Annotated in this window: 15 protein-coding genes, 1 tRNA gene and 2 pseudogenes; 15 read left to right on the forward strand and 3 right to left on the reverse strand. The window is 65.7% G+C overall.

Annotation, left to right across the window (positions count from 1 at the left end; genetic code table 11):
* Positions 1–148 precede the first annotated feature (148 nt).
* From BSZ39_RS08315 to BSZ39_RS08335, 5 genes are read left to right on the forward strand one after another with little or no spacing between them, the layout of a single operon-like run.
* Positions 149–1,927, forward strand: a complete 1,779-nt coding sequence (locus BSZ39_RS08315) for an ABC transporter ATP-binding protein (protein WP_245792469.1) — start codon at positions 149–151, stop codon at positions 1,925–1,927.
* Positions 1,924–3,672: an ABC transporter ATP-binding protein gene (locus BSZ39_RS08320; protein ID WP_073716882.1), complete on the forward strand. Its 1,749-nt coding sequence runs from the start codon at positions 1,924–1,926 to the stop codon at positions 3,670–3,672. The genes BSZ39_RS08315 and BSZ39_RS08320 overlap by 4 nt, the downstream gene beginning before the upstream one ends.
* A gap of 16 nt (positions 3,673–3,688) precedes the next feature.
* Positions 3,689–4,294: an MptD family putative ECF transporter S component gene (locus BSZ39_RS08325; protein WP_073716883.1), complete on the forward strand. Its 606-nt coding sequence runs from the start codon at positions 3,689–3,691 to the stop codon at positions 4,292–4,294.
* A complete protein-coding gene (locus BSZ39_RS08330) occupies positions 4,291–4,974 on the forward strand; it encodes an energy-coupling factor transporter transmembrane component T family protein (protein WP_073716884.1) in 684 nt (227 codons plus the stop codon). The genes BSZ39_RS08325 and BSZ39_RS08330 overlap by 4 nt, the downstream gene beginning before the upstream one ends.
* The gene (locus BSZ39_RS08335) at positions 4,971–6,353 is read left to right on the forward strand and encodes an ABC transporter ATP-binding protein (protein ID WP_073716885.1); all 1,383 of its coding nucleotides are present in this window, start codon (positions 4,971–4,973) and stop codon (positions 6,351–6,353) included. Before BSZ39_RS08330 ends, BSZ39_RS08335 begins: the two co-directional genes overlap by 4 nt.
* 38 nt (positions 6,354–6,391) lie before the next feature.
* Here the strand turns inward: BSZ39_RS08335 and BSZ39_RS08340 are convergent, their stop codons facing one another.
* Both BSZ39_RS08340 and BSZ39_RS08345 read right to left on the reverse strand, forming a co-directional pair.
* On the reverse strand, positions 6,392–7,969 hold the full coding sequence (locus tag BSZ39_RS08340) for a beta-N-acetylhexosaminidase (protein ID WP_073716886.1): 1,578 nt from the start codon (positions 7,967–7,969) through the stop codon (positions 6,392–6,394).
* Positions 7,966–8,862, reverse strand: coding sequence for a carbohydrate kinase family protein (locus tag BSZ39_RS08345; RefSeq protein WP_073716887.1), 897 nt, complete (start codon positions 8,860–8,862; stop codon positions 7,966–7,968). The genes BSZ39_RS08340 and BSZ39_RS08345 overlap by 4 nt, the downstream gene beginning before the upstream one ends.
* A 40-nt stretch (positions 8,863–8,902) precedes the next feature.
* On the opposite strand from BSZ39_RS08345, the gene purD reads away from it, so the two are divergent.
* The 5 genes and pseudogenes from purD (at position 8,903) to BSZ39_RS08370 (ending at position 13,243) form a co-directional block, all read left to right on the forward strand.
* Positions 8,903–10,231, forward strand: a complete 1,329-nt coding sequence (gene purD, locus BSZ39_RS08350) for a phosphoribosylamine--glycine ligase (protein ID WP_073716888.1) — start codon at positions 8,903–8,905, stop codon at positions 10,229–10,231.
* An 8-nt stretch (positions 10,232–10,239) separates the two neighbouring features.
* Positions 10,240–11,136, forward strand: a pseudogene (locus BSZ39_RS08355) (phosphoribosylaminoimidazolesuccinocarboxamide synthase).
* Between the two features lie 85 nt (positions 11,137–11,221).
* Complete coding sequence (locus tag BSZ39_RS08360; RefSeq protein WP_073716889.1) at positions 11,222–11,476, forward strand: phosphoribosylformylglycinamidine synthase subunit PurS; 255 nt, start codon at positions 11,222–11,224, stop codon at positions 11,474–11,476.
* 2 nt (positions 11,477–11,478) lie between these two features.
* Positions 11,479–12,282, forward strand: coding sequence for a phosphoribosylformylglycinamidine synthase subunit PurQ (purQ, locus tag BSZ39_RS08365; RefSeq protein ID WP_245792470.1), 804 nt, complete (start codon positions 11,479–11,481; stop codon positions 12,280–12,282).
* A gap of 40 nt (positions 12,283–12,322) precedes the next feature.
* A complete protein-coding gene (locus BSZ39_RS08370; RefSeq protein WP_158025141.1) occupies positions 12,323–13,243 on the forward strand; it encodes a CPBP family intramembrane glutamic endopeptidase in 921 nt (306 codons plus the stop codon).
* 228 nt (positions 13,244–13,471) lie between these two features.
* Here the strand turns inward: BSZ39_RS08370 and BSZ39_RS08375 are convergent, their stop codons facing one another.
* Positions 13,472–14,005 carry a hypothetical protein gene (locus BSZ39_RS08375; RefSeq protein ID WP_143180447.1) on the reverse strand — a complete coding sequence of 178 codons (534 nt, stop codon included), beginning with the start codon at positions 14,003–14,005 and terminating at the stop codon, positions 13,472–13,474.
* A gap of 124 nt (positions 14,006–14,129) precedes the next feature.
* Between BSZ39_RS08375 and topA the strand changes: the two genes are divergently transcribed.
* The 5 genes and pseudogenes from topA to BSZ39_RS08400 all read left to right on the forward strand — a co-directional run bounded on the left by topA (position 14,130) and on the right by BSZ39_RS08400 (position 20,293).
* A complete protein-coding gene (gene topA, locus BSZ39_RS08380) occupies positions 14,130–16,820 on the forward strand; it encodes a type I DNA topoisomerase (RefSeq protein WP_073716892.1) in 2,691 nt (896 codons plus the stop codon).
* Between the two features lie 3 nt (positions 16,821–16,823).
* Positions 16,824–17,435: a dTMP kinase gene (gene tmk / locus BSZ39_RS08385; RefSeq protein WP_073716893.1), complete on the forward strand. Its 612-nt coding sequence runs from the start codon at positions 16,824–16,826 to the stop codon at positions 17,433–17,435.
* Complete coding sequence (locus BSZ39_RS08390; protein WP_073716894.1) at positions 17,432–18,577, forward strand: DNA polymerase III subunit delta'; 1,146 nt, start codon at positions 17,432–17,434, stop codon at positions 18,575–18,577. Before tmk ends, BSZ39_RS08390 begins: the two co-directional genes overlap by 4 nt.
* Before the next feature lie 330 nt (positions 18,578–18,907).
* Positions 18,908–20,158: pseudogene (locus BSZ39_RS08395) on the forward strand (alpha/beta hydrolase); the annotation flags it as partial.
* Between the two features lie 62 nt (positions 20,159–20,220).
* Positions 20,221–20,293: transfer RNA gene (locus BSZ39_RS08400), tRNA-Thr, on the forward strand.
* The last annotated feature ends 134 nt before the right edge of the window (positions 20,294–20,427 follow it).

Raw genomic sequence — 20,427 nt, forward strand, 5'->3', positions numbered from 1 at the left:
ACGACCATGACCGATACCGACACGCCCGCACTAGCAAGCTAAAACCCCAAACGAGAGGAAAACGCCGTTACACCACTACAAGGGACTTGACCGATATTGCGGCAAAACGCGGTTTGATCCCGCCTTAACATTAGGTTAGCCTTACCTCATGAATAGAGGGAGCGTGGATGACACGAGTGAAGAGCAAGACGGCAAAGCGCAATCCATAGCGGGGCAGCGGGCGATCAAACGCCTGATGGTGCCGGTGCGGAAAAAGATTCGCATCGCCCAACTGCTGGCCTTCCTCTCGGGCGTCCTTTCGATCGCGCCCTACGTCGCGTTGGTGGAACTGGGCGGGGCACTGCTCGGCCAGTTCGATCCTGACCGCGCCTGGCGCATCGTCATGATTCTCATCGGGGCATACACGACCCGACTCTTCCTCTACTTCTTGGCGCTACTCGCCACCCATGTCGTCGACCTCGACTTGCGGTCGCAGATGCGTCGGGAGATCACGAACAAACTCGCCCGCGTCGAGCTGTCATGGTTCACCCGCACGAGTTCCGGGCAGATCCGCAAGAGCATCCAGGACGATACCGCCACCGCGCATACCGTCATCGCGCACGGCCCGGTCGAAAAACTCAACGCGATCGTCTCGCCCGTCTGCCTGCTCGCCTACGCGTTCTACCTCGACTGGCGCCTCGGTCTGTTGTCGATTGCCACGTTCCCGCTCTACCTCGGGATGTACGGGCTGTCGATGCGGGGCATGGGGGAAAAGACCGCGCAGATGGATACCAAGCTCGCCCGCGTGTCGTCGACGATGGCGGAGTTCATCGCGGGGATCTCGGTCGTGAAGGCCTTCGGCAAGGTCGGCCAGGCGCATCGGGCCTACCTAGAGGCGGCCGGCCAGTTTTCGCAGTTCTACCACGCGTGGGCCATGCCGCTGGTGTCGATGTCCTGCCTGTCGTTTTCCTGGGTCTCGATCCCCGTACTGCTAGTTGTCAATCTCGGAGGCGGCGCTGCCCTGCTCGCCGCGGGCGTGGTCACGGCGGAAAAGGTCATCGCCACGACCCTCATCGCCCTCGTACTTCCGGGCGCAGTCATGACAGTCGCGATGATCAGCTGGTCGTATCAGCTCGCCGGCTCCGCGGCGGTCCGGCTGGTCAACATGATGGACCTGCCCGTCCTTACCTGGCCGGAGATAGGAATGCAGCCGACCTCCTTCGACATCCGAGTCCAGGACGTCAGCTACTCCTATGGCGAGACCAGGGCGCTGGACCAGGTCAGTGTCGAGATTCCGCAAGGGGCGGTGACGGCGCTCGTCGGCCCGTCTGGGTCGGGCAAATCCACGCTCGCGACACTCGTCGCGCGCTTTGCCGACCCCGATGAGGGGCGCATCTCGATCGGCGGCGTGGACCTTATGGACATGGACGAGCAGACCCTGTACGACACGGTCGCGTTCGTCCTGCAGGACGCGCAGCTGATTAGGGACAGCCTCGCCGCGAATATCGCGCTGGCTTGCCCGGCGGCGAGCCTGGACGAGATCCGGCAGGCCGCGCAGGCGGCCTGCATCGACGACTTCATTATGAGCCTGCCGCGCGGCTACGACACCGTCGTCGGGGATGATACGCAACTCTCGGGTGGGCAGGCCGCCCGCATCGCGATCGCGCGGGCGCTGATGAAAGACGCCCCGATCTTGGTCCTGGACGAAGCCACGGCGATGGCTGATCCCGAATCGGAGGCCCTCATCCAACAAGCGCTCACGCGCCTGTCGCAGGGCAGGACCGTTCTCGTGATCGCGCACCGGCTCGCCTCCATTCGGGGAGCCGATCAGATCGTCGTGATGAACCGCGGCGGAATCCAAGCGTGCGGGACGCACGAGCAACTGCTGGGCAATGCGCACTACCAGGCGCTGCTTGCCCAGGGAGAAGTGAAGGAGAACGTGAAATGAGCGGACCGCTTCTTCCGCGCTACCGCCGCCTCATGTCCGTTGAGTCGTGGGGGCGGACCATCACGGGTGTTAGCCTCGGCGCGATCGTCGGTGCCCTCCACGGGTTTGCGCTCCTCGCGCTCCTGCCCGCGATGGCGGCCCTCGTTACCGGTGGGCCCAGCTGGGGGCTCGGGCTAGCCGAGTGGCTCGTCGTCCTTTCCGTGATCGCGATCGTCGCTGCAGCCCTCGATTTTTGGGGCATGCGCACGGGGTACATCGGAGCCTTGGGCTTCATCCACGAGATCCACGAAGCGCTGGGAGCGAAGGTGGCCTCGATGCCGATCGGCGCATTCGACGGGGCAAGCCCCGGCAAGTACTCGCGGATGGTGAGCCAGGAGATGTTGAACCTGGGAGAGTCGATCGCCCACTTCGTCTATGCGGTCATCCAACGCGCAACCTCGGCCGTCGTCATCATGATCGGCGTGTGGTTCTGGGACTGGCGCCTCGGCCTGTTCCTGCTCCTCGCCTGTCCCGTCGTGATCGGGCTCATGCTGGTCTCCCAGCGGCTCGTGGCACGCGGTAAGAAGATCGCCGAGCCCGGCGAAGAAGAGCTCTCGACCCGGATGGTCGAATACGCGAAGTGCCAGGGCGCGCTGCGCTCGTGCCGCCAGGCCGCCAACTATCCGGCGCTCGAACGGGCCTTTGACACGAGCCTGCGCACTGGCCGCAAGGCGCTGTGGCTCGAGACCGCCGGCAGCGTCATCAACGGCGCCCTCGTCCAGGTCATCATCGTCGTGATGATCATGATGACCGCCCACTTCGCGATCACGGGACAGTGGGAGGGCTTTGCCGCCGTCATCACGATCGGCATGTGCCTGCGGTTCACCACCATGCTCGAAGACCTCGTCACCCAGATCATCGGGATCGAGGAACGCCGCGAGCTCATGGACCACGTCGATGAGGTGATGGACACGCCGTCGCTGAGCGAACCCGAGGTGTCCGCGCCGCTGACAAACCCGGGCGAAGTCGCGCTTAAGAACGTTTCGTTTTCGTATTACGAGGGAACCCCGGTGCTGCATGACATCAGCTTCCGGGTCGCGCCGGGCACCATGTGTGCCCTTGTCGGCCCCTCAGGTTGCGGCAAGACGACGATCGCCCGGTTGGTCGCACGCTTTTGGGACACCTCCGCGGGCGACGTGCTAGTCGGCGGCGTGAACGTCACCGAGCTGACGACCACCGACCTCATGACGCAGCTGTCGCTGGTCTTCCAGGACGTGTATCTGTTCGATGACACGCTGGAGGCCAATATCCAGCTCGGCAACCCCGCTGCCTCGCCCGAGCAGGTGCGGTGGGCGGCCGAGCTCGCCGGCGTGAGCGAGATCGTCAAGCGCTTGCCGGCCGGATGGGACACCCGCGTCGGGGAAGGTGGCCGCGCGCTATCCGGCGGCGAACGCCAGCGCGTCTCGATCGCGCGCGCCCTGGTGAAACAGGCGCCGATCGTGCTGTTCGACGAGGCAACGAGCGCGTTGGATGCGGAAAACGAAGCCAACATCATCCACGCGATGAGCGAGCTGCGAAAAAACTCGACCCTGATCGTCATCGCCCACAAGTTGGAAACCATCGCCGCGGCCGATCAGATCGTCGTCTTGGATGCCACGGGTCACATCTGCCAGCAGGGCCGACACGAGGAACTCCTTGCTGCCGGTGGGCAATACACCCGTTTTTGGAACGAGCGAACCGCCGCACGCGGTTGGGCTCTGCGCTAGAAAGGAACCCCTTTTCATGTTTACGACCGCACGCGTCGACCGGTCAGGCCTGACGACCAGAGATTTCATCAGTATCGGCGTGTTCACCGCGCTGATCTTCGTCATTATTTTCGGGACCGGAATGCTCGGGTTTATTCCGATCCTCATGTTCGTCGGATTCTTCCTCGGGATTATCGGCGTCGGGATCGTATTTGCACTCTTTACCGCGCGCACCCCCAAATTCGGTGCCGTCACGATCATGTCTCTGCTGATCTCGCTCTTCTTTATGGGTACGGGTCACTGGGCTGGTGGCATCATCTTCGCTCTCGTCGGCGGACTGTGCGCGGACCTGGTGATCACGCGGGGACCGTCCAGGGCGATGGTGCGCGTCCCGATCGCGTACGCGCTGTTTATTGTGCCGCTGTATATCTCGCCGTGGGTGCCGCTCTTCCTCGATCGGGATGCCTACGTTGCCGGGATCGAACAGGAGATGGGGGCAGAATATGCCGCGAAGCTTTTCGACATCGTGACGCCGACGACGCTGCTGATCTTGTTCGCGGTCATGTTCGTGATCGCGCTCGGCTCAGGCGCCCTCGGGGTGGCGATTGGACGCAAGCATTTTGAACGTGCAGGACTCGTGTGACGGCACCTGATCCTCGGAGCATTCTCGTTCTGCTGATCGCCCTTTCCACGACCGTTTACGGATCGCCCTCGCCCTGGTTCGTCCTAACGTGTCAACTGATCGTCTTGTTGCTCCTGGCAAGCGCCGGACCGAGCATCGGGGAAGGAGTCACCTGGCGGTTGCTCGGCGGCTATGCCGCGATGTTCGCGCTCTGCTTTGCTGCAGTGCGCCTGATTCCCATGGTTTGGCATTCCAGTGCTTCGGCGCTGTTCACGGTCTTTTTGGAGTGGATGCTTCGGTTGGCCGTCGTCGCGGGGGCCGGGGCGTACGCAATCCTCGTCATCCGGCCCGCAACGCTTTCGGCCGCACTATCGGCGAGCCGGGTACCGCAGAGTCTCACGATTCCGCTGTCGGTCGCGCTGCGCATTGCGCCGGTCATTAGGGCCGAAGCGAACGCGGTCCGGGAGGCAATGCGGCTCCGGCGGCTCAGCATCGCATCGCCGCGCGCGGCGCAGTACTTCACGATTCCGCTGGTCTCGACCGTCGTGCGATGCGGCGATGATCTGGCCTCGGCGGCGCTGGTTCGGGGGCTGGGCGCAACCGGCAGCCCGACGACGATCAACGTGCTGCGGTTCCGGGCCATCGACGCGGCGTTCATCGCCGTGAGCGTCGGACTTTTGGTGTGGAGGTTTCTCGGATGATTAGCGCAGTCGCAAAGGACGTGACGTTTACGTATCGGGGCGCGAAGCGCTGCAGCCTCGAGGGGATCAACGTGCACGCCGCCGAAGGCGAGGTGACGCTGCTGTGTGGGGCATCGGGCAGCGGAAAGACGAGCGCGCTGCGGCTGTTTAACGGTCTGATCCCGAGCTTTCATGACGGCGAGTTGAGCGGGCGCGTGAGGGTCGGCGACCTTGACGTCCCGCGGACTCCGCTGGGCGAATTGGCCGAAGTATGCGCCACGGTATTCCAAAACCCGCGCACCCAGTTTTATACGACCCACGTGATCCAAGAGCTCGCGTTCGGCCTCGAAAATCTCGGCCGGGATCCCGCCCAGATTCGAGAGCGGATTCGCAACGTGGCAACCCAGGTGCGGGTCGAGCACCTGTTAGAAAAGCGCTGCTCGCGGTTATCTGGCGGTCAGATGCAGCTGGTCGCCTGCGCAGTCGCGCTGTGCGCGACAACGCCACTGATCGTCTTCGACGAGCCCACCGCGAACCTCGACGACGAAAGCATCCACGCACTGCGGCACCTCATCGAGCTTCTCAAGGCCGAAGGGCACACGATCGTGGTCGCGGAGCATCGGCTCTCCTTCCTCGCGGGAATCGCGGATCGGGCGTATGTCTTCGACAAAGGGCGGATCGTCCGGCAGTGCAACGGCGAGGAATTCTTTTCCATCAGCGACGCCGAGCGGCGCGAGCTCGGCCTACGCAGCCTCGCGTGCCTGCCAGGAGCCGAGAAGCCCGCCCCCACCGGGCCGGGGTTGCTCATCGAGAATCTCGCGTTCGGCTATCGCCGGCGGGAGCCCGTCCTCGATATCGACCACATGCTGTTCCCCGCCGGTCGCGTAACCGCGCTCACCGGGGAGAACGGTGCCGGAAAGACAACACTCGCCCGGCTCATCTGCGGCCTCGAGCGGACCCGGCACGGCCGCATGATGCTCGGCGACAAGCCCCTGAAACGGGGAGACGCCTACCTCATCATGCAGGACCCGACACGGCAGCTGTTTGCCGATACCGTCGTCGACGAGGTCACGCTCGGATTGAAAAAGCGCGAACGAGCCGAGGCCGACAGCATGACGTTGCTCGAGCAACTCGACCTTGCCGACCACGCCAGCGATCATCCGCAGGCGCTCTCAGGCGGGCAGCGGCAGCGGCTCGTCATCGCGACCGCGCAGGCCGCTCGTCGCAAGATCTATATCTTCGACGAGCCGACCTCCGGCGTGGGCTACCGGCATTTGAAAGCCATCAGCCACACGATGCGCCACCTTGCCGATAGTGGGGCCGTCGTCATCGTCATTACGCACGACCAGGAACTCATCGAGGAGGCCGCTGACCACGTCAACCGGCTTGGCAGCTCGTAGGGAAACCGGCCTAGCCAAGGGGCAGTCGCGGTCGGTGATTACGACCTCCAGTTGCGCGAGAAGTTAACTTCCCCGGCGGTGAGGCGATCGAGGTGTGGGGTCAGCGTCTCGGCGAGGAAGTCCTCGCCGTCGGTGATGTCGCCGGACCACAGGATGTGGGCGATGACGGAGCCGCGCGGGTAGGACAGGTATTGGACGCGGGCGTAGCTGCGCGTGTATTCGGTCCAGTGGCAGAACTGGCCGCCGATGATCCGCTTCTCGCCGTCGTCGCTCAGGCCGTCGGCGTAGGGGGAGTAGGTCAGAACGTTGGCCATGGTGTTCGGCGGCTGGAAGGACAGCTGCTCGCCCGGCGCGTTCGGGTCGGTGCTGATCCCGTGGTTGAGGTACGTGTGGGACACCGGCGTCATGATGACGGGATAGCCGGCGTTCGCGGCAGCGACGCCGTAGGCCTGGTTCAGCCAGCACATGACGATGACATCGCCGGTGAGTTCGCGCGTCGCCGGCGGCGGGACGCCGAGGCCGTCGTCCCACACGATTGCGGTGCGGCCGAGCGAGTTCACGTGCGCGATCATCTCGCGGAAGAACCACGCCTGGGCCGTCGCGGGAGTGAGGCCGCGCTCGGCGAGTTGGGCGGTCACGGTCTCGGAGGTTTCCCACTCGGTCATCGGGCATTCGTCGCCGCCGATATGGATCGGGACGCCCGGGAACATCTCGGCGGTCTCGGAAAGGATCGTGCGGCAAAAATCGAGGGCGGCATCGGACAGGTTCAACACGTGGTTGGACACGCCCCAGCTGGTGCGCACGCCGTGGGAGATGCCGTCGACGCCGAGTTCCGGATAGGCCGCGATGGCGGCCTGCATATGGCCGGGCATGTCGATTTCGGGGATCACGCGCAGCCCGAGTTTTTCGCATTCGGCAACGATGCGGGCGATGTCCTCGCGCGTGTAGGCGCCGCCGTAGCGGATGCCGTCGTGCTCGCGCACGTCCTCGTTGTTCTCGCCATGGCGGTGTTTGCCCTGGATCGTGCCATCGCGCCAGGCGCCGATCTCGGTGAGCTTCGGATAGGCCGCAATCGGCAGGCGCCAGCCCTGGTCGTCGGTCAGGTGCAGGTGCAGCGTGTTGAGCTTGTGGCGGGAGGCAAGCAGCGCGTAGTTCAGGACCTCGTCGACGCTGAAGAAGTGGCGGACGACGTCGAGGTGAGCACCACGCCAGGCCTGGGCGGGCTCGTCGTCGATCTGGAGTTTGGGGAGCGTGAGTTCGCCGTAGGGCATCGGGCCGGGCCCGAAGATTGCGGCCGGGAACAGCTGCAGCAGCGTCTGCACGCCCCACAGGGCGCCACGGGAGGTCGCGGCCGTGATCGTCACGCCCGCGTCGTCGACCGTGAGGCGGTAGGCCTCCTCGGCGAGGGAATCATCGCGCGTGATCGCGAACGTCACGGGCGCGTCGGCCACGATGGTGAGGCCCGCGGCGGTGCGTAGCCGCTCGGTGAGGATGCCGACCGGGTCGGCGCCGCCCGGCAGGTCCTCCGCACGGATCGTGACGTCGGTGCCGAGGGCGAGGTCGCCGCCGGTGACCGAGAGGTTTGCGGGGACGGGCAGCAGCGATGGGATCGTCATGAGCGGAGTTCTCCTAGCAGCGGTGTCAGGGTGTCGAGCCACGCGCGAGGCCCGAGGATCGTGGTGCGGTGCGAGGCAACGCGGGCAGCGAAATCAACAGCGGCGACATCGTCCCAGTCCGGGCGGGCGATAAGCGCAGCGAGCAGGGCACCGTGGAACGCATCCCCGGCGCCAAGTGTGTCGACGGCATCGACGCTCGGGGGAGTGACGGTCTCCGCACAATCGGAGTGGACGACCCGGATCTCGTCGGCACCAGCGGTCGTGACCGCGCAGTGGGCGCCGAGCGCGAGGAGGCCCGCGGCGGGATCGTCTGCGCCGGGGATCGTCGCTTCGGCGGAGGCAGCGGCGATATCGGCGCGTGGCGCGAGCTCGCGATAGATCTCCTTATGCGATCCGACGTCGAGGACGACGCGGGCGGAGTCGGGGATGACGTCGAGCGCCGCTCGGGCAAGGCCATCGAAGTAGCCGTCGAACAGGACACCATCAGCGCCCAAGAGGATGTCACGCGCATCGGTAGGCAGCTCGGCCGGCACGTAGGTGCCGAGCGCGCCATCGTTGAGTGAACTGACCGAACGCTCACCGGTGTCGGTCGCGAGCCGAATGAGCGAAATCGGCGGCGGGGGAGTACCGGAGTCCTCGATCGTGTCGATAATCGCGACGCCGTGGCCGGAAAGGTCGGCGCGGACGATCTCGGCGAGCGGATGGTCACCGAGCGCGGTGAGGAAAAAAGTTTTGTGGCTGAGCGCCGCCGCAATGACGGCAGCATTCGCCGCCGGACCGCCCGTCGCGAGGTACTGCCAGTGGGCGCGGGCCTTCTCATTCGCCCCGAGGGGCGTGGGGAGTGCGTGGAAGACATCCAGGGTGCAAAGACCGACGAAAACCGCGGTGGGCATGCCTTAACGCTACCAACGTCGGCGCGATAGAGTTCAAAGCGTGAGAATCCTGCTTTTGGGGTCCGGCGGCCGCGAACACGCCCTCGCCGCGGCCCTCGCCCGCGATCCGATGACCGAACTCCTGCTCATCGCTCCCGGCAACCCCGGAACTGCCGCGATCGGCCAGAATCTCGACCTTGACCCGTGCGACCCCGACGCGGTCGTCACCGCGGCGAGGCAGTACGCTATCGACCTCGTGGTCGTCGGGCCGGAAGCCCCGCTCGTCGCCGGTGTTTCGGACGCGCTCATCGCCGCAGACATCGCCGTCTTCGGGCCCACTGCCGAAGCCGCCCAGCTGGAATCATCCAAGGCCTTCGCCAAGGACGTCATGGCGGCCGCCGACATCCCGACCGCGATGGCCCGCTACGCCGAGACGCTGGAGGAGGCCGAGGCCGCCCTCGACGCGTTCGGCGCCCCCTACGTCGTGAAGAACGACGCCCTCGCCGCGGGCAAGGGCGTCATCGTGACCGATGACCGCGACACGGCACTCGCCCACGCCAAGGACTGCCTGGCCGCCGAGGGCGGCGCGGTCCTCATCGAGGACTACCTCGACGGCCCCGAGGTCTCGCTGTTTTGCGTCTGCGACGGCACGAACGCGATCCCGCTCATCCCCGCCCAGGACTTCAAACGCGTCGGCGAAGGCGACGAAGGCCCAAACACTGGCGGCATGGGCGCCTATGCGCCGCTGCCCTGGTTACCCGACGGCGTCGTCGACGAGATCGTTCAGCGGGTCGCGCAGCCGGCGCTCGCGGAGATGAAGCGCCGCGGCACGCCGTTTACGGGCCTGCTGTACTGCGGACTCGCGCTCACGAGCCGCGGGCTGCGCGTCGTCGAATTCAACGCCCGCTTCGGTGACCCCGAGACGCAGGCCGTCCTCGAACTGCTCGCGTCCTCGCTGCCCGAGCTGCTCTACGCGGCGGCGACCGGCCGCCTCGACACGCTGCCGAGCCTGCGCTGGAAGCCTGGCGCCGCGATCGTCGTCGTCCTCGCGAGCGAGGGCTACCCCGGCACGCCGGTCACGGGCGGCGAGATCACGGGCGTCGATGCTGTCGCCGACAAGGTGCGCCACGCGGGTACGGCACTTCGCGATGGCCGCCTCGTCAGCTCCGGCGGGCGCGTCCTTGGCGTCGTAGGAACCGGCGACGACATCGCCGCCGCCCGCGAGGACGCGTATGCGGCGCTCGCGAAGATTTCGCTCGCCGGATCGCACTTCCGTCGGGACATTGCTAAGCGGGCTGACCACATCGTGGTACCCGAGGCGGCGAGACCCCGCACCCACGCCGATGGCGTGGCACCATGGGAACAGGATTTCACCCACCACGAGCGTTAAGGGGCGCCATGCTTGACCTGGATGGCTGGGCACACATGTATTCCGGTAAGGTACGTGACCTCTACGTGCCCCAGGACTCCTCCGTTTCGCCGACGGGAGACGTCGTCCTCGTGGTCGCATCCGACCGGATCAGCGCGTACGACCACGTCATGCCCACCCCGATCCCGGACAAGGGCAAGATCCTCACCCAGATGTCGCAGTGGTGGTTCAACCAGCTGCGCAATGTCGCCCCGAACCACGTCGTGTCCTACGACGTGCCGGACGAAGTCGCGGGCCGCGCGATGATCTGCCACCAGCTCAACATGTACCCGGTCGAGTGCGTCGCGCGCGGCTACTTGACCGGCTCCGCGCTCGCCGAATATAAGCGCGATGGTGCGATCTGCGGCGTCGCGCTGCCCCCGGGCCTGCGCTAGGGCGAGAAGCTCCCCGAGCCGATCTTCACGCCGGCCGCGAAGGCGTCCGTCGGCGAGCACGACGAGAACATCACCTTCGACGAGATGGTCGAACTCCTCGGCTATGAGGTCGCCGACGAACTGCGCGAGGCGACGATGGCGCTGTACACGACGGCCGCCGAGATCGCGGCGAGCCGCGGCATCATCATCGCCGACACGAAGTTCGAATTCGGGCGCCGCGCCGAACCCACCCACGAGGGCATCATCCTCGGCGATGAGGTCCTTACCCCCGATTCCTCGCGCTTCTGGCCCGCCGCGCAATGGGAGGTCGGCAAGGCCACCCCGTCATTCGACAAGCAGTACCTGCGCGACTGGCTCAGGTCGGACGCGTCCGGCTGGGACCACGCCGGTATCCAAGCCCCGCCCGAACTGCCCGAGGAAATCGTCGCCGCCACCCGGCAGCGCTACCTCGACGCTTTCGAAATGTTGACTGGGGCCAACCCCGAGCTGTAACTCCCGGCACGTGAGATCAGTACGCTGTCACGGCCGCCCGCACGTTAGGCTGTCGGCGATAGCTCCGCAATGAAGAGAAGGAACGATGGGTCGAATTATCGTTAACGTCATGCCCAAGCCCGAGATTCTTGACCCGCAGGGCAAGGCCATCGCGACGGCCGCGAACCGCTTGGGGGAGCACTCGTTCACGTCCGTGCGCCAGGGCAAGCGCTTCGAACTCGAGGTCGACGGGGACGTCACCGACGAGCACCTGGCCGCCGTGCGCGCCTTCGCGGAATCCACGCTTTCGAACCCGATCATCGAGGACGTCGTCAGCATCGAGACCGATCGGAGCAACTGATCGTGCCGACCACCAGCCCCGCCATGCCCGGACTTGACCTGTCCGCGCCGCTGAACGCGAACTATGCGCTGAACGCCGACACGTCACTCGACCGTGCCAAGGTCGAAGAGCTGCGCATTGGCGTCGTCACCTTCCCCGGCACGCTCGATGACCGCGACGCGCTGCGCGCTGTCCGACTCACGGGCGCGACCGCGGTTCCACTGTGGCACGCCGACGACTCCCTTGCCGACGTCGACGCAGTCATTCTGCCCGGCGGCTTCTCCTACGGCGACTATCTGCGTTGCGGCGCGATCGCGCGCTTCGCGCCCGTCATGGACGCCATCGTCGACGCGGCCAACGGCGGCATGCCCGTCCTCGGCATCTGCAACGGCTTCCAGGTGCTGTGCGAATCGCACCTGCTGCCGGGTGCCCTCGTGCGCAACGACCATCAGCACTTCATCTGCCGCGACCAGCAGCTGCGCGTCGAGAACACCGACACCGCCTTCACTTGCCGGTTCGAGGCGGGCCAGATCATTACGATCCCGCTGAAGAACGGCGAAGGCCAGTACGTCGCGGACGAAGCGACCATCACGGGACTGGAAGAGTCCGGTCGCGTCGTCTTCCGCTATCACGGCTTTAACCCGAACGGATCCATCAACGACATCGCCGGCATCACGAATGAGCGTGGCAACGTCGTTGGTCTCATGCCGCACCCGGAGCACGCGGTTGAGGCAGGGTTCGGCCCCGACGGCCCGCTCGGGCCGCGCAGTGGAACCGATGGCGCCTTTTTCTTTACCTCGGTTATTGCTACGCTCCTTTCTTCATGAGCGAAAAAAGGGTTTTGCCCGCCCCCTGATCGTCTATCTGGTGGTCGCCCTCGGCCTCCCGTGGCTCGTCACACTGCCGCTTTACCTTTCCGGTAAGGGGCTCGCGCACGGCTACTTCACCCCGATCGCGCTCGCCATGATGGCGACCCCGATGATCAGCGCGCTCATTACGGTCTTCGCGGTCGAGCGTTACCCGATGACCGCAAAAGACGGACAAATCTCTGGCTGGCAGCGGCTGGGGCTGACCTTCACGAAGCCCTACCGCCGCTTCTTCGGCTACTTCGTGCTCGCCTGGCTCGGCACGATCCTCCTGGTTTTCCTCGCGCTCGTGACCTCCTCCTGGTTCGGCTTCTACCGCTTCGATTTCGCTAACCTGTCCGGCCTGCAATCGGTCCTGATCGAGCAGGCGTCCGTTCATGGCCGCACCGACGACATCGCAAAGGTCAGCGCGACGGTCCACGAGGTGATGTTCGCGCAGATCATCTCCACCATCTTCTTCTCGTTCCTCAACATCATCCCGGCGCTCGGTGAGGAAGTCGGCTGGCGCGGCTGGCTCATGCCTCACTTGTCACGGCTCGGCGTCCTGCCCACAATCGTGTTCACGGGCATCATTTGGGGACTGTGGCACTTGCCCTTGCTCGCCCTCGGCTACAACTATCCGGGCAAGAACCTCCTCGTCTCGGCCGGCGCCATGGTCGGCATGTGCACGGTCATGGGTGCTCTGTTCTACTGGGTTCGCCTCCGCTCGTGCTCGGTCTGGCCCGCGGCTATGGCACACGGCGCACTCAACGGGGCCGCGGGTTTTGCATTTGTGTTCGGCGCCGCACCCTTGATCTACGACACCTCGCTCGCCACCATTTTGGGGGTCACCGGGTGGATCATTCCCGGTGTCCTTGTGGCAATCATCTGGTTAACGGGCGGCTTCAAACCGACAGAATCGACCGAGCTCCAGCCCGCTTAGTAGGGCCCCTACAAAACATGTGTATGCCGGTTGACAACCGGTGGATAACTGGGGAAAACTCGGCAAGGAAAGGCTGTGTTGCGCGCAGGCCGCACTTTGTGTTAATGTGCCTTTTCCGCTAAATCCTGCAGAAAATGACGTGACACCGAGTTGTCCACGCGTCATCCACAGGGTTTGAGCGATGAGACGGTAGTTGTGCACACAGGTGTGGATAATCCCTGTGGATAACTAGGTTTCGGGGGCGTCGGAAACGAGCTCTTGAGCACGGTTAACGGCGAGGGCCGACGACTCGATCAACTCCGCGTCAGATCCCATCTCGCGACGCATCGTGAGCGCCGTTTCAAGATCGGCAAGGCCCGCCTTGAGGAGCTCGAGCGATCCAGTTTCCTGACCTTCTTCGAGCAGGCACTTGCCTCGGTGCTGGTACGCGAACGCCTGCAGCGAACCCGCCGTCGCTTCCACGACGACATCGAAGAGCTGACGGGCTTCCTCGAAGCGTCCTTGATACTGCACGACGTGCGCGAGGCGCAGCCGAGCCGCGTGAGCGCGGGCGGGGGAGACATCGGGATCGAGCTGGCCGAGGTAATCACGCCCCATGCGCTCCGCATCGTTAAGGAATCCCGCGATCCGCAACATCGGCACGAGCTGGGCTCGCACATCGGCGCCCCGCGCCTGCGCTGCCCGCAGTTGGCCAAGCTCATGATCGAATGCGTCCTGGTCAGTAATGCGCTCGCGCAGTGTCACGGGATCAATAACGTACATGAGCGCAGCTTAGCGACCAGGCCGATATGGGTGGGAGTGGCGTCACTGTTTGGGCGTATGCTCGACGGTGGTGTGTAGGGTAACCCCTAGACCCTCCCTCCTATAAATGCGTAAAGGATGATCCGTGGCTGCCACCCGTACCCTGGTGATTGTCGAGTCTCCGGCGAAGGCAAGAACCATCGCCGCCTACCTCGGTGACGAGTACCAGGTCGAGGCCTCTGTCGGGCATATCCGGGATTTGCCTCAGCCCTCTGAGCTCCCGGCCGACATGAAAAAGGGCCCCTATGGCAAGTTCGGTGTGAACGTCGAAAAGGGCTTTGACCCCTATTACGTCGTTGACTCTGACAAGAAGAAAAAGGTCACTGAACTCCGGCGCTATTTGAAGGACGCCGACGAACTCATCCTTGCCACTGATGAGGACCGCGAGGGAGAGGCTATTGCGTGGCACCTCCTGCAGGTGCTCAAGCCCAAGGTCCCCGTCAAGCGGATGGTCTTCCACGAGATTACACCCGAGGCCATCGAGGCCGCGAAGTCCGCGACGCGCGATGTCGACCTGCGACTAGTCGACGCCCAGGAAACCCGCCGCATCCTCGACCGACTCGTCGGCTACGAGGTCTCGCCGCTGCTGTGGCGCAAGGTCAAGGCCGGGATCTCCGCGGGACGTGTCCAGTCCGTTGCGACCCGCCTCGTCGTCGAGCGCGAGCGCGAACGCATGGCGTTTGTCGCCGCCGACTACTGGGATATCACCGCGACGCTGCACGCCGAAGACACCGAACCCGCCTTCACGGCACGGGTCTCGCTCGTCGACGGCGCGCGCGTGGCGAGCGGCCGTGACTTTGGCGACGACGGCGCGCTCAAGACCAAGTCCGAGAACGCGGGCGTCATCGTCCTGAACGAAGAGTCCGCAACAAAGATCGCGGCCGGGATCGAAGCCGCCGCGAAGGACGACGCGGTCGCCGTCAGCTCCGTTGAGACGAAGCCGTATCGGCGCCGCCCGGCGGCACCGTTTACGACGTCGACGATGCAGCAGGAAGCCTCCCGCAAACTGCGGATGAGCGCCCGCGATGCCATGCGAACCGCCCAGTCGCTGTACGAAAACGGCTACATCACCTACATGCGTACCGACTCGACCGCGCTGTCCGGCCAGGCGATCTTGGCCGCGCGCAGCCAGGCGAAAAAACTTTTTGGCGCCGAAAACGTCGCCGATAAGCCGCGCGTCTACCAAAAGAAGGCCAAGGGAGCGCAGGAAGCACACGAGGCGATCCGCCCCGCCGGCTCCACGTTCCGCAGCCCCGACGAGTTGTCCTCCCAGCTCTCCGGCGCGCAGCTGAAGCTCTACGACCTCATCTGGCGCCGCACCCTCGCGAGCCAGATGACCGACGCGACCGGCCACACCGACACGGTTAAGATCGTCGCGAACGTCGAGGGCGTCGGCGACACCGAACTCACCGCCTCCGGCACCGTCATCACCCACCGCGGTTTCCTCGCGGTCTATGAAGAAGGCCGCGACGCGAAGCGCGACGAGAAGGCCGACGACGAGTCCGTGCGCCTGCCCGAACTGAAGACCGGCCAGCTCCTCGACGTCACCGACACGAAGGCCGAGGGCCACACGACCAACCCGCCGCCGCGCTACACCGAAGCCTCGCTCGTGCGAGCGCTGGAAGAGCGTGGCATCGGCCGCCCGTCGACCTACGCCGCGACGATGAGCGTCATCGCCGACCGTGGCTACGTCTTCCGCCGCGGCCAGGCGCTCATCCCGACGTGGCTCGCCTTCGCCGTGGTGCGCTTGTTGGAGGAAAACCTCTCGCGCCTCGTCGACTACGATTTCACCGCCGAGATGGAAACCGACCTTGACAACATCGCGGCCGGTAACCGCGACCGCGTCGAATGGCTGACCGACTTCTACTTCGGCCCTAATAAGGACGCGACGGGCCTGCAGGGCCTCGTCGAAGGCCTCGGCGACATCGACGCCCGCGCCATCAACTCGGTCGACATCGCGCCCGGCATCACGCTGCGCGTCGGCCGCTACGGCCCCTACCTCGAGGCCGAAGGCGAGGGCGATGAGCCCAAGCGCGCCTCCGTCCCCGACGACATCGCACCCGATGAGCTCACCGAGGCCAAGGCCCGCGAACTCCTCGCGGCCAGCGCCGACGACGGTCGCGAGCTCGGCGTCGATCCCGAGTCCGGCCACACGATCATCGCGAAGAACGGCCGCTTCGGTCCCTACGTCACCGAGGTGCTGCCCGAACCGGGCGAAGGCGAGGCTAAGCCCAAGCGCAAGCCGAAGCCGAAGACCGCGTCGCTGTTTAAGTCGATGGACCTTTCCACGGTCACGCTTGAGCAGGCGCTGCAGCTGTTGAGCCTGCCGCGCGTCGTCGGAAAGGACGCCGAAGGCACCGAAATCACGGCCCAGAACGGTCGCTACGGGCCGTATCTGAAGAAGGGCACCGACTCGCGGTCGCTGACGAGCGAGGACCAGATCTTTACGATCACCGAGGCCGAGGCGCTCGAGATCTACGCGCAGCCGAAGATGCGGCGCGGCCAGACCGCGAAGCCGCCGCTGCGCGAACTCGGGACCGACCCGGCAAGTGAAAAGCCCGTCGTGATCAAGGACGGCCGCTTCGGCCCCTACATCACCGACGGCTCGACCAACGTGACCGTCCCGCGCGCCGAGAGCGTCGAGGGCATCACCGCGGAGCGAGCCTACGAGCTGCTCGCCGAAAAGCGCGCGAAGGGACCGGCCAAGCGCAAGACACGCACGAGCGCCGCGAAGAAGACGACGACCAAGAAGAAGACCACGACGAAGAAGAGCTGAGCAGTGTTCATCACGTTCGAAGGTGGCGACGGCGCCGGCAAATCGACTCAGATTGCGCGCCTGGCCGCCCACCTGCGGGAGGCCGGCCACGAGGTCGAAACCACCTTCGAGCCCGGCGAGGGCGAACTCGGCAAAGAGCTGCGTCGCCTCATCCAGCACTCTGGCGATATCGACGCCCGCACCGAGGCGCTGCTGTACGCCGCCGACCGCGCCGAACACGTCGCCCGCGTCGTGCGGCCCGCGCTCGAGCGCGGCGCGATCGTCCTGTGCGATCGTTACCTCGACTCCTCCGTCGCCTACCAGGGCGCCGGCCGCGACCTCGGCACCGAAGAGATCCGTGACCTGTCGATCTGGGCGACGCACGGCCTCATGCCCGACCTCACGCTGCTGTTTGACATCGACCCCGAACTTGCTGCGACCCGTCGCACCGGCGAGCCGGACCGCCTCGAGCGCGAACCGCTCGCCTTCCACACCCAGGTGCGCGAGAACTTCGTCGCTGCGGCCCACGCCTACCCGGAGCGCTTCGTCATCATCGACGCGGCGCGCACGCCCGACGAGATCTCGGCCGACGTGCAACGCATCGTGGGCGAGCGCATGACGGGCGCGCAGTCATGAGCGTGTGGGACGCCCTCATCGGGCAAGACCACGTCGTCACCGAACTCCGCGAGACGCTCGCGAGCCCCGGCGCAATGACGCACGCGTGGCTGTTCACCGGCCCGCCCGGCTCGGGCCGCTCGGTCGCCGCGACGGCGTTCGCGGCCGCCCTGCAGTGCCGCAACGAGCCGCGCGGCTGCGGCGAATGCGACTCCTGCCGCCAGGTGCTCGCCGGCACCCACCCCGACGTCACGCGCGTGACGACGGAAAAGGTCGTCATCGCGATGGAAGAAGTGCGCGGCCTCATCCAGGTCGCGCAGCGCGCCCCGTCCGCGGGCGGCTGGCGGATCATCCTCGTCGAGGACGCCGACCGCATGCTCGAGCGCACCTCCAACGTCCTCCTCAAATCGATTGAAGAGCCGCCCGAGCGCACGATCTGGCTGCTGTGCGCCCCCTCCACCGAGGACGTCATCATGACGATCCGCTCGCGTTGCCGCCACGTCGGCCTGCGCATCCCGCCCGTCGAAGCGATCGCCAACTTGCTTGCCACGCGCGACGGGATCGACGAGGACGTCGCCCGCGCGGCCGCGCGCGCCGCCCAGTGCCACGTCGGCATGGCGCGCCGCCTCGCTACCGACGACGCCGCCCGCTCCCGGCGCCTGACGATCCTGCAGCTGCCGCTGAACATCCGCTCCGTGCCCGACGCGGTCATCGCCGCGGCCCGACTCGTCGATCTCGCCAAGGACGACGCGGCCGCCGCGACCGAAGACCGCGACCGGATCGAACGCGAAAAGCTGCTGCGCGACCTCGGCGTCGAAGACGGCACGACGCGCCTGCCCCCGGCCGTGCGCTCGCGCGTGAAACAGCTCGAGGAAGACCAAAAGCGCCGCGCGACGCGCTTCCAACGCGACGTCCTCGACCGCATCATGGTCGACCTCCTCTCGCTCTACCGCGACGTCGTTGTCACCCAGCTCGGTGCCTCGACCGCCCTCATCAACGCGGACCTCAAAGGCGATATCGAACGCATCGCCCACGGTGGCACGCTCGCCGGCAGCGTCCAGCGCATGGCCGCCGTCGAAGATGCCCGCCGACGCCTGGCCGCGAACGTCGCGCCGCTGCTGGCGGTGGAGGCCATGCTCGTCGCGATTCGTCCCCAGGCATGAAATTTTCGCGGCGACTTTTCGTACAGTGGAGTGATGAAGACCAAGATCGCTGCCGGCCTTGCCGCATCCGCGCTGCTGCTCAGCGCCTGCTCGCAAACCGCCCAAAAGACCGAGACCTCCCCGTCCGCTGAGGCATCCACGACGGCCGCCCCGGCCCCCGCCGACACGGGCGCCGTGCCCGAGGGCTTCGAGGAGTTTTACACCCAGCAAGTGGAGTGGAAAGAATGCGGCGAGAAGTTCCGCTGCGCCAAGGTGAAGGTCCCGATCGACTATTCCGACCCCACGGGCGAGACGATCGAGATCAGCGTCAAGCAGAACGTCAGCGCGGGGGAGAGCGCCCCGGCCCTGTTCATCAACCCGGGCGGTCCCGGCGGTAGCGGCGTCAACCAGGTCGGCTACGCCGACCGGCTCGCGACGGAAAAGCTGCGCGGCACCTACAACGTCACCGGCTTCGACCCGCGCGGCGTGAACGAGTCCAACCCGCTGAAATGCCTCGATGACAAGGCCAAGGACGCCATGCGTGCCGAAGACGCCAACCTCGATACCGACGAGGGCTACCACCGCGCCGTCGAGACGCTGACGAAGTACGGCAAGGCGTGCCAGGAAAACAGCGGCAAGCTCCTCGGCTTCGTCGACACCAAGTCCGCCGCCCGCGACATGGACGTCCTGCGCGCGGTGATCGGCAAGGCGTCGAAGCTGAACTACCTCGGCTTCTCCTATGGCACCTTCCTCGGCGCTACCTACGCCGACCTCTTCCCGAAGAACGTCGGCCGCTTCGTCCTCGACGGCGCCCTCGACCCGTCGCTGTCGACCTTCGGCGTCGAAAAGGGCCAGGCCGTCGGCTTCGAAAAGGCCGCCCGCGCCTACATCGCCGACTGCCAGGCCGGCCCGAACTGCCCGCTGAAGGGTGACGTCGAAGAAGGCCTGAAGCAACTCGGCCGGTTCTTCGAATCCCTCGGGACCAACCCGCTGCCCACCGCCGACGGCGACCGCAAGCTCACGCGCTCTCTCGGTTACATGGGCGTCATCACCCCGCTGTACTCCCAGGAGGCCTGGCCCCAGCTGACCCTCGGCCTCGCCCAGGCGATGCAGGAGCGTGACGGCTCAATCCTGCTCATGCTCGCCGACCTCATGTCCGAACGCAACGACGACGGCACCTACGCCACGAACTCCGAAGAAGCCTTCGGTGCGATCAACTGCCTCGACTACCCGGTCACCGGCAACAAGGAGCAGTGGGCCAAGGAACGGGAAGAGCTGAAGAAGATCTCCCCGGTCTTCGGCCCGACCCTCGGCGGCTCCGAGCTCGCCTGCTCGCTGTGGCCCCACAAGTCGACCGCCGAGCGCAAGCCGATCACGGCCGCCGGCTCCGACCCCATCGTCGTCATCGGCACGACGGGCGACCCCGCAACCCCGTTCGAGTGGTCCGAGGCGCTCGCGAAGCAGTTAGACAATGGTCACCTTTTGACCTACGAAGGCGAGGGGCACACCGCGTATCGGCCCGATAATTCGTGTATTGCGGATGCCGTAGATAACTACCTCGTCGACGGCAAGGTCCCCGAGGCCGGCGCACGCTGCTCCTGATTTGTCTAACCTCCTCCCGATTCGCTAAAGTCGGGAGAGCTGTGGGCGCTGCCCACGGCGTTGCCGCCTTAGCTCAGTCGGCAGAGCGATTCACTCGTAATGAATAGGTCGAGGGTTCGATTCCCTCAGGCGGCTCACACCGAAATCCCGCCCCCATGTAGGGGCGGGATTTTTCGGCTCTTCCGGTTCTAGAGTGCGTTGACCCGGGCTGATAGCTGCCCGGAGTGGAGCAGACAGCGCAGCACGTAGTGGCCGAAGTTCCTAAACCC

Source organism: Bowdeniella nasicola (genome assembly GCF_001907295.1).
GTDB classification, from domain to species: domain Bacteria; phylum Actinomycetota; class Actinomycetes; order Actinomycetales; family Actinomycetaceae; genus Bowdeniella; species Bowdeniella nasicola.

Excerpts from the sequence above, each read along its gene's own strand:
- BSZ39_RS08320 (WP_073716882.1), top strand. The coding sequence starts at position 1,924 with ATGAGCGGACCGCTTCTTCCGCGCTACCGCCGCCTCATGTCCGTTGAG.
- BSZ39_RS08315 (WP_245792469.1), top strand. The coding sequence starts at position 149 with ATGAATAGAGGGAGCGTGGATGACACGAGTGAAGAGCAAGACGGCAAA.
- BSZ39_RS08360 (WP_073716889.1), top strand. The coding sequence starts at position 11,222 with ATGGGTCGAATTATCGTTAACGTCATGCCCAAGCCCGAGATTCTTGAC.
- BSZ39_RS08335 (WP_073716885.1), top strand. The coding sequence starts at position 4,971 with ATGATTAGCGCAGTCGCAAAGGACGTGACGTTTACGTATCGGGGCGCG.
- BSZ39_RS08340 (WP_073716886.1), bottom strand. The coding sequence starts at position 7,969 with ATGACGATCCCATCGCTGCTGCCCGTCCCCGCAAACCTCTCGGTCACC.
- BSZ39_RS08325 (WP_073716883.1), top strand. The coding sequence starts at position 3,689 with ATGTTTACGACCGCACGCGTCGACCGGTCAGGCCTGACGACCAGAGAT.
- BSZ39_RS08375 (WP_143180447.1), bottom strand. The coding sequence starts at position 14,005 with ATGTACGTTATTGATCCCGTGACACTGCGCGAGCGCATTACTGACCAG.
- BSZ39_RS08390 (WP_073716894.1), top strand. The coding sequence starts at position 17,432 with ATGAGCGTGTGGGACGCCCTCATCGGGCAAGACCACGTCGTCACCGAA.
- BSZ39_RS08345 (WP_073716887.1), bottom strand. The coding sequence starts at position 8,862 with ATGCCCACCGCGGTTTTCGTCGGTCTTTGCACCCTGGATGTCTTCCAC.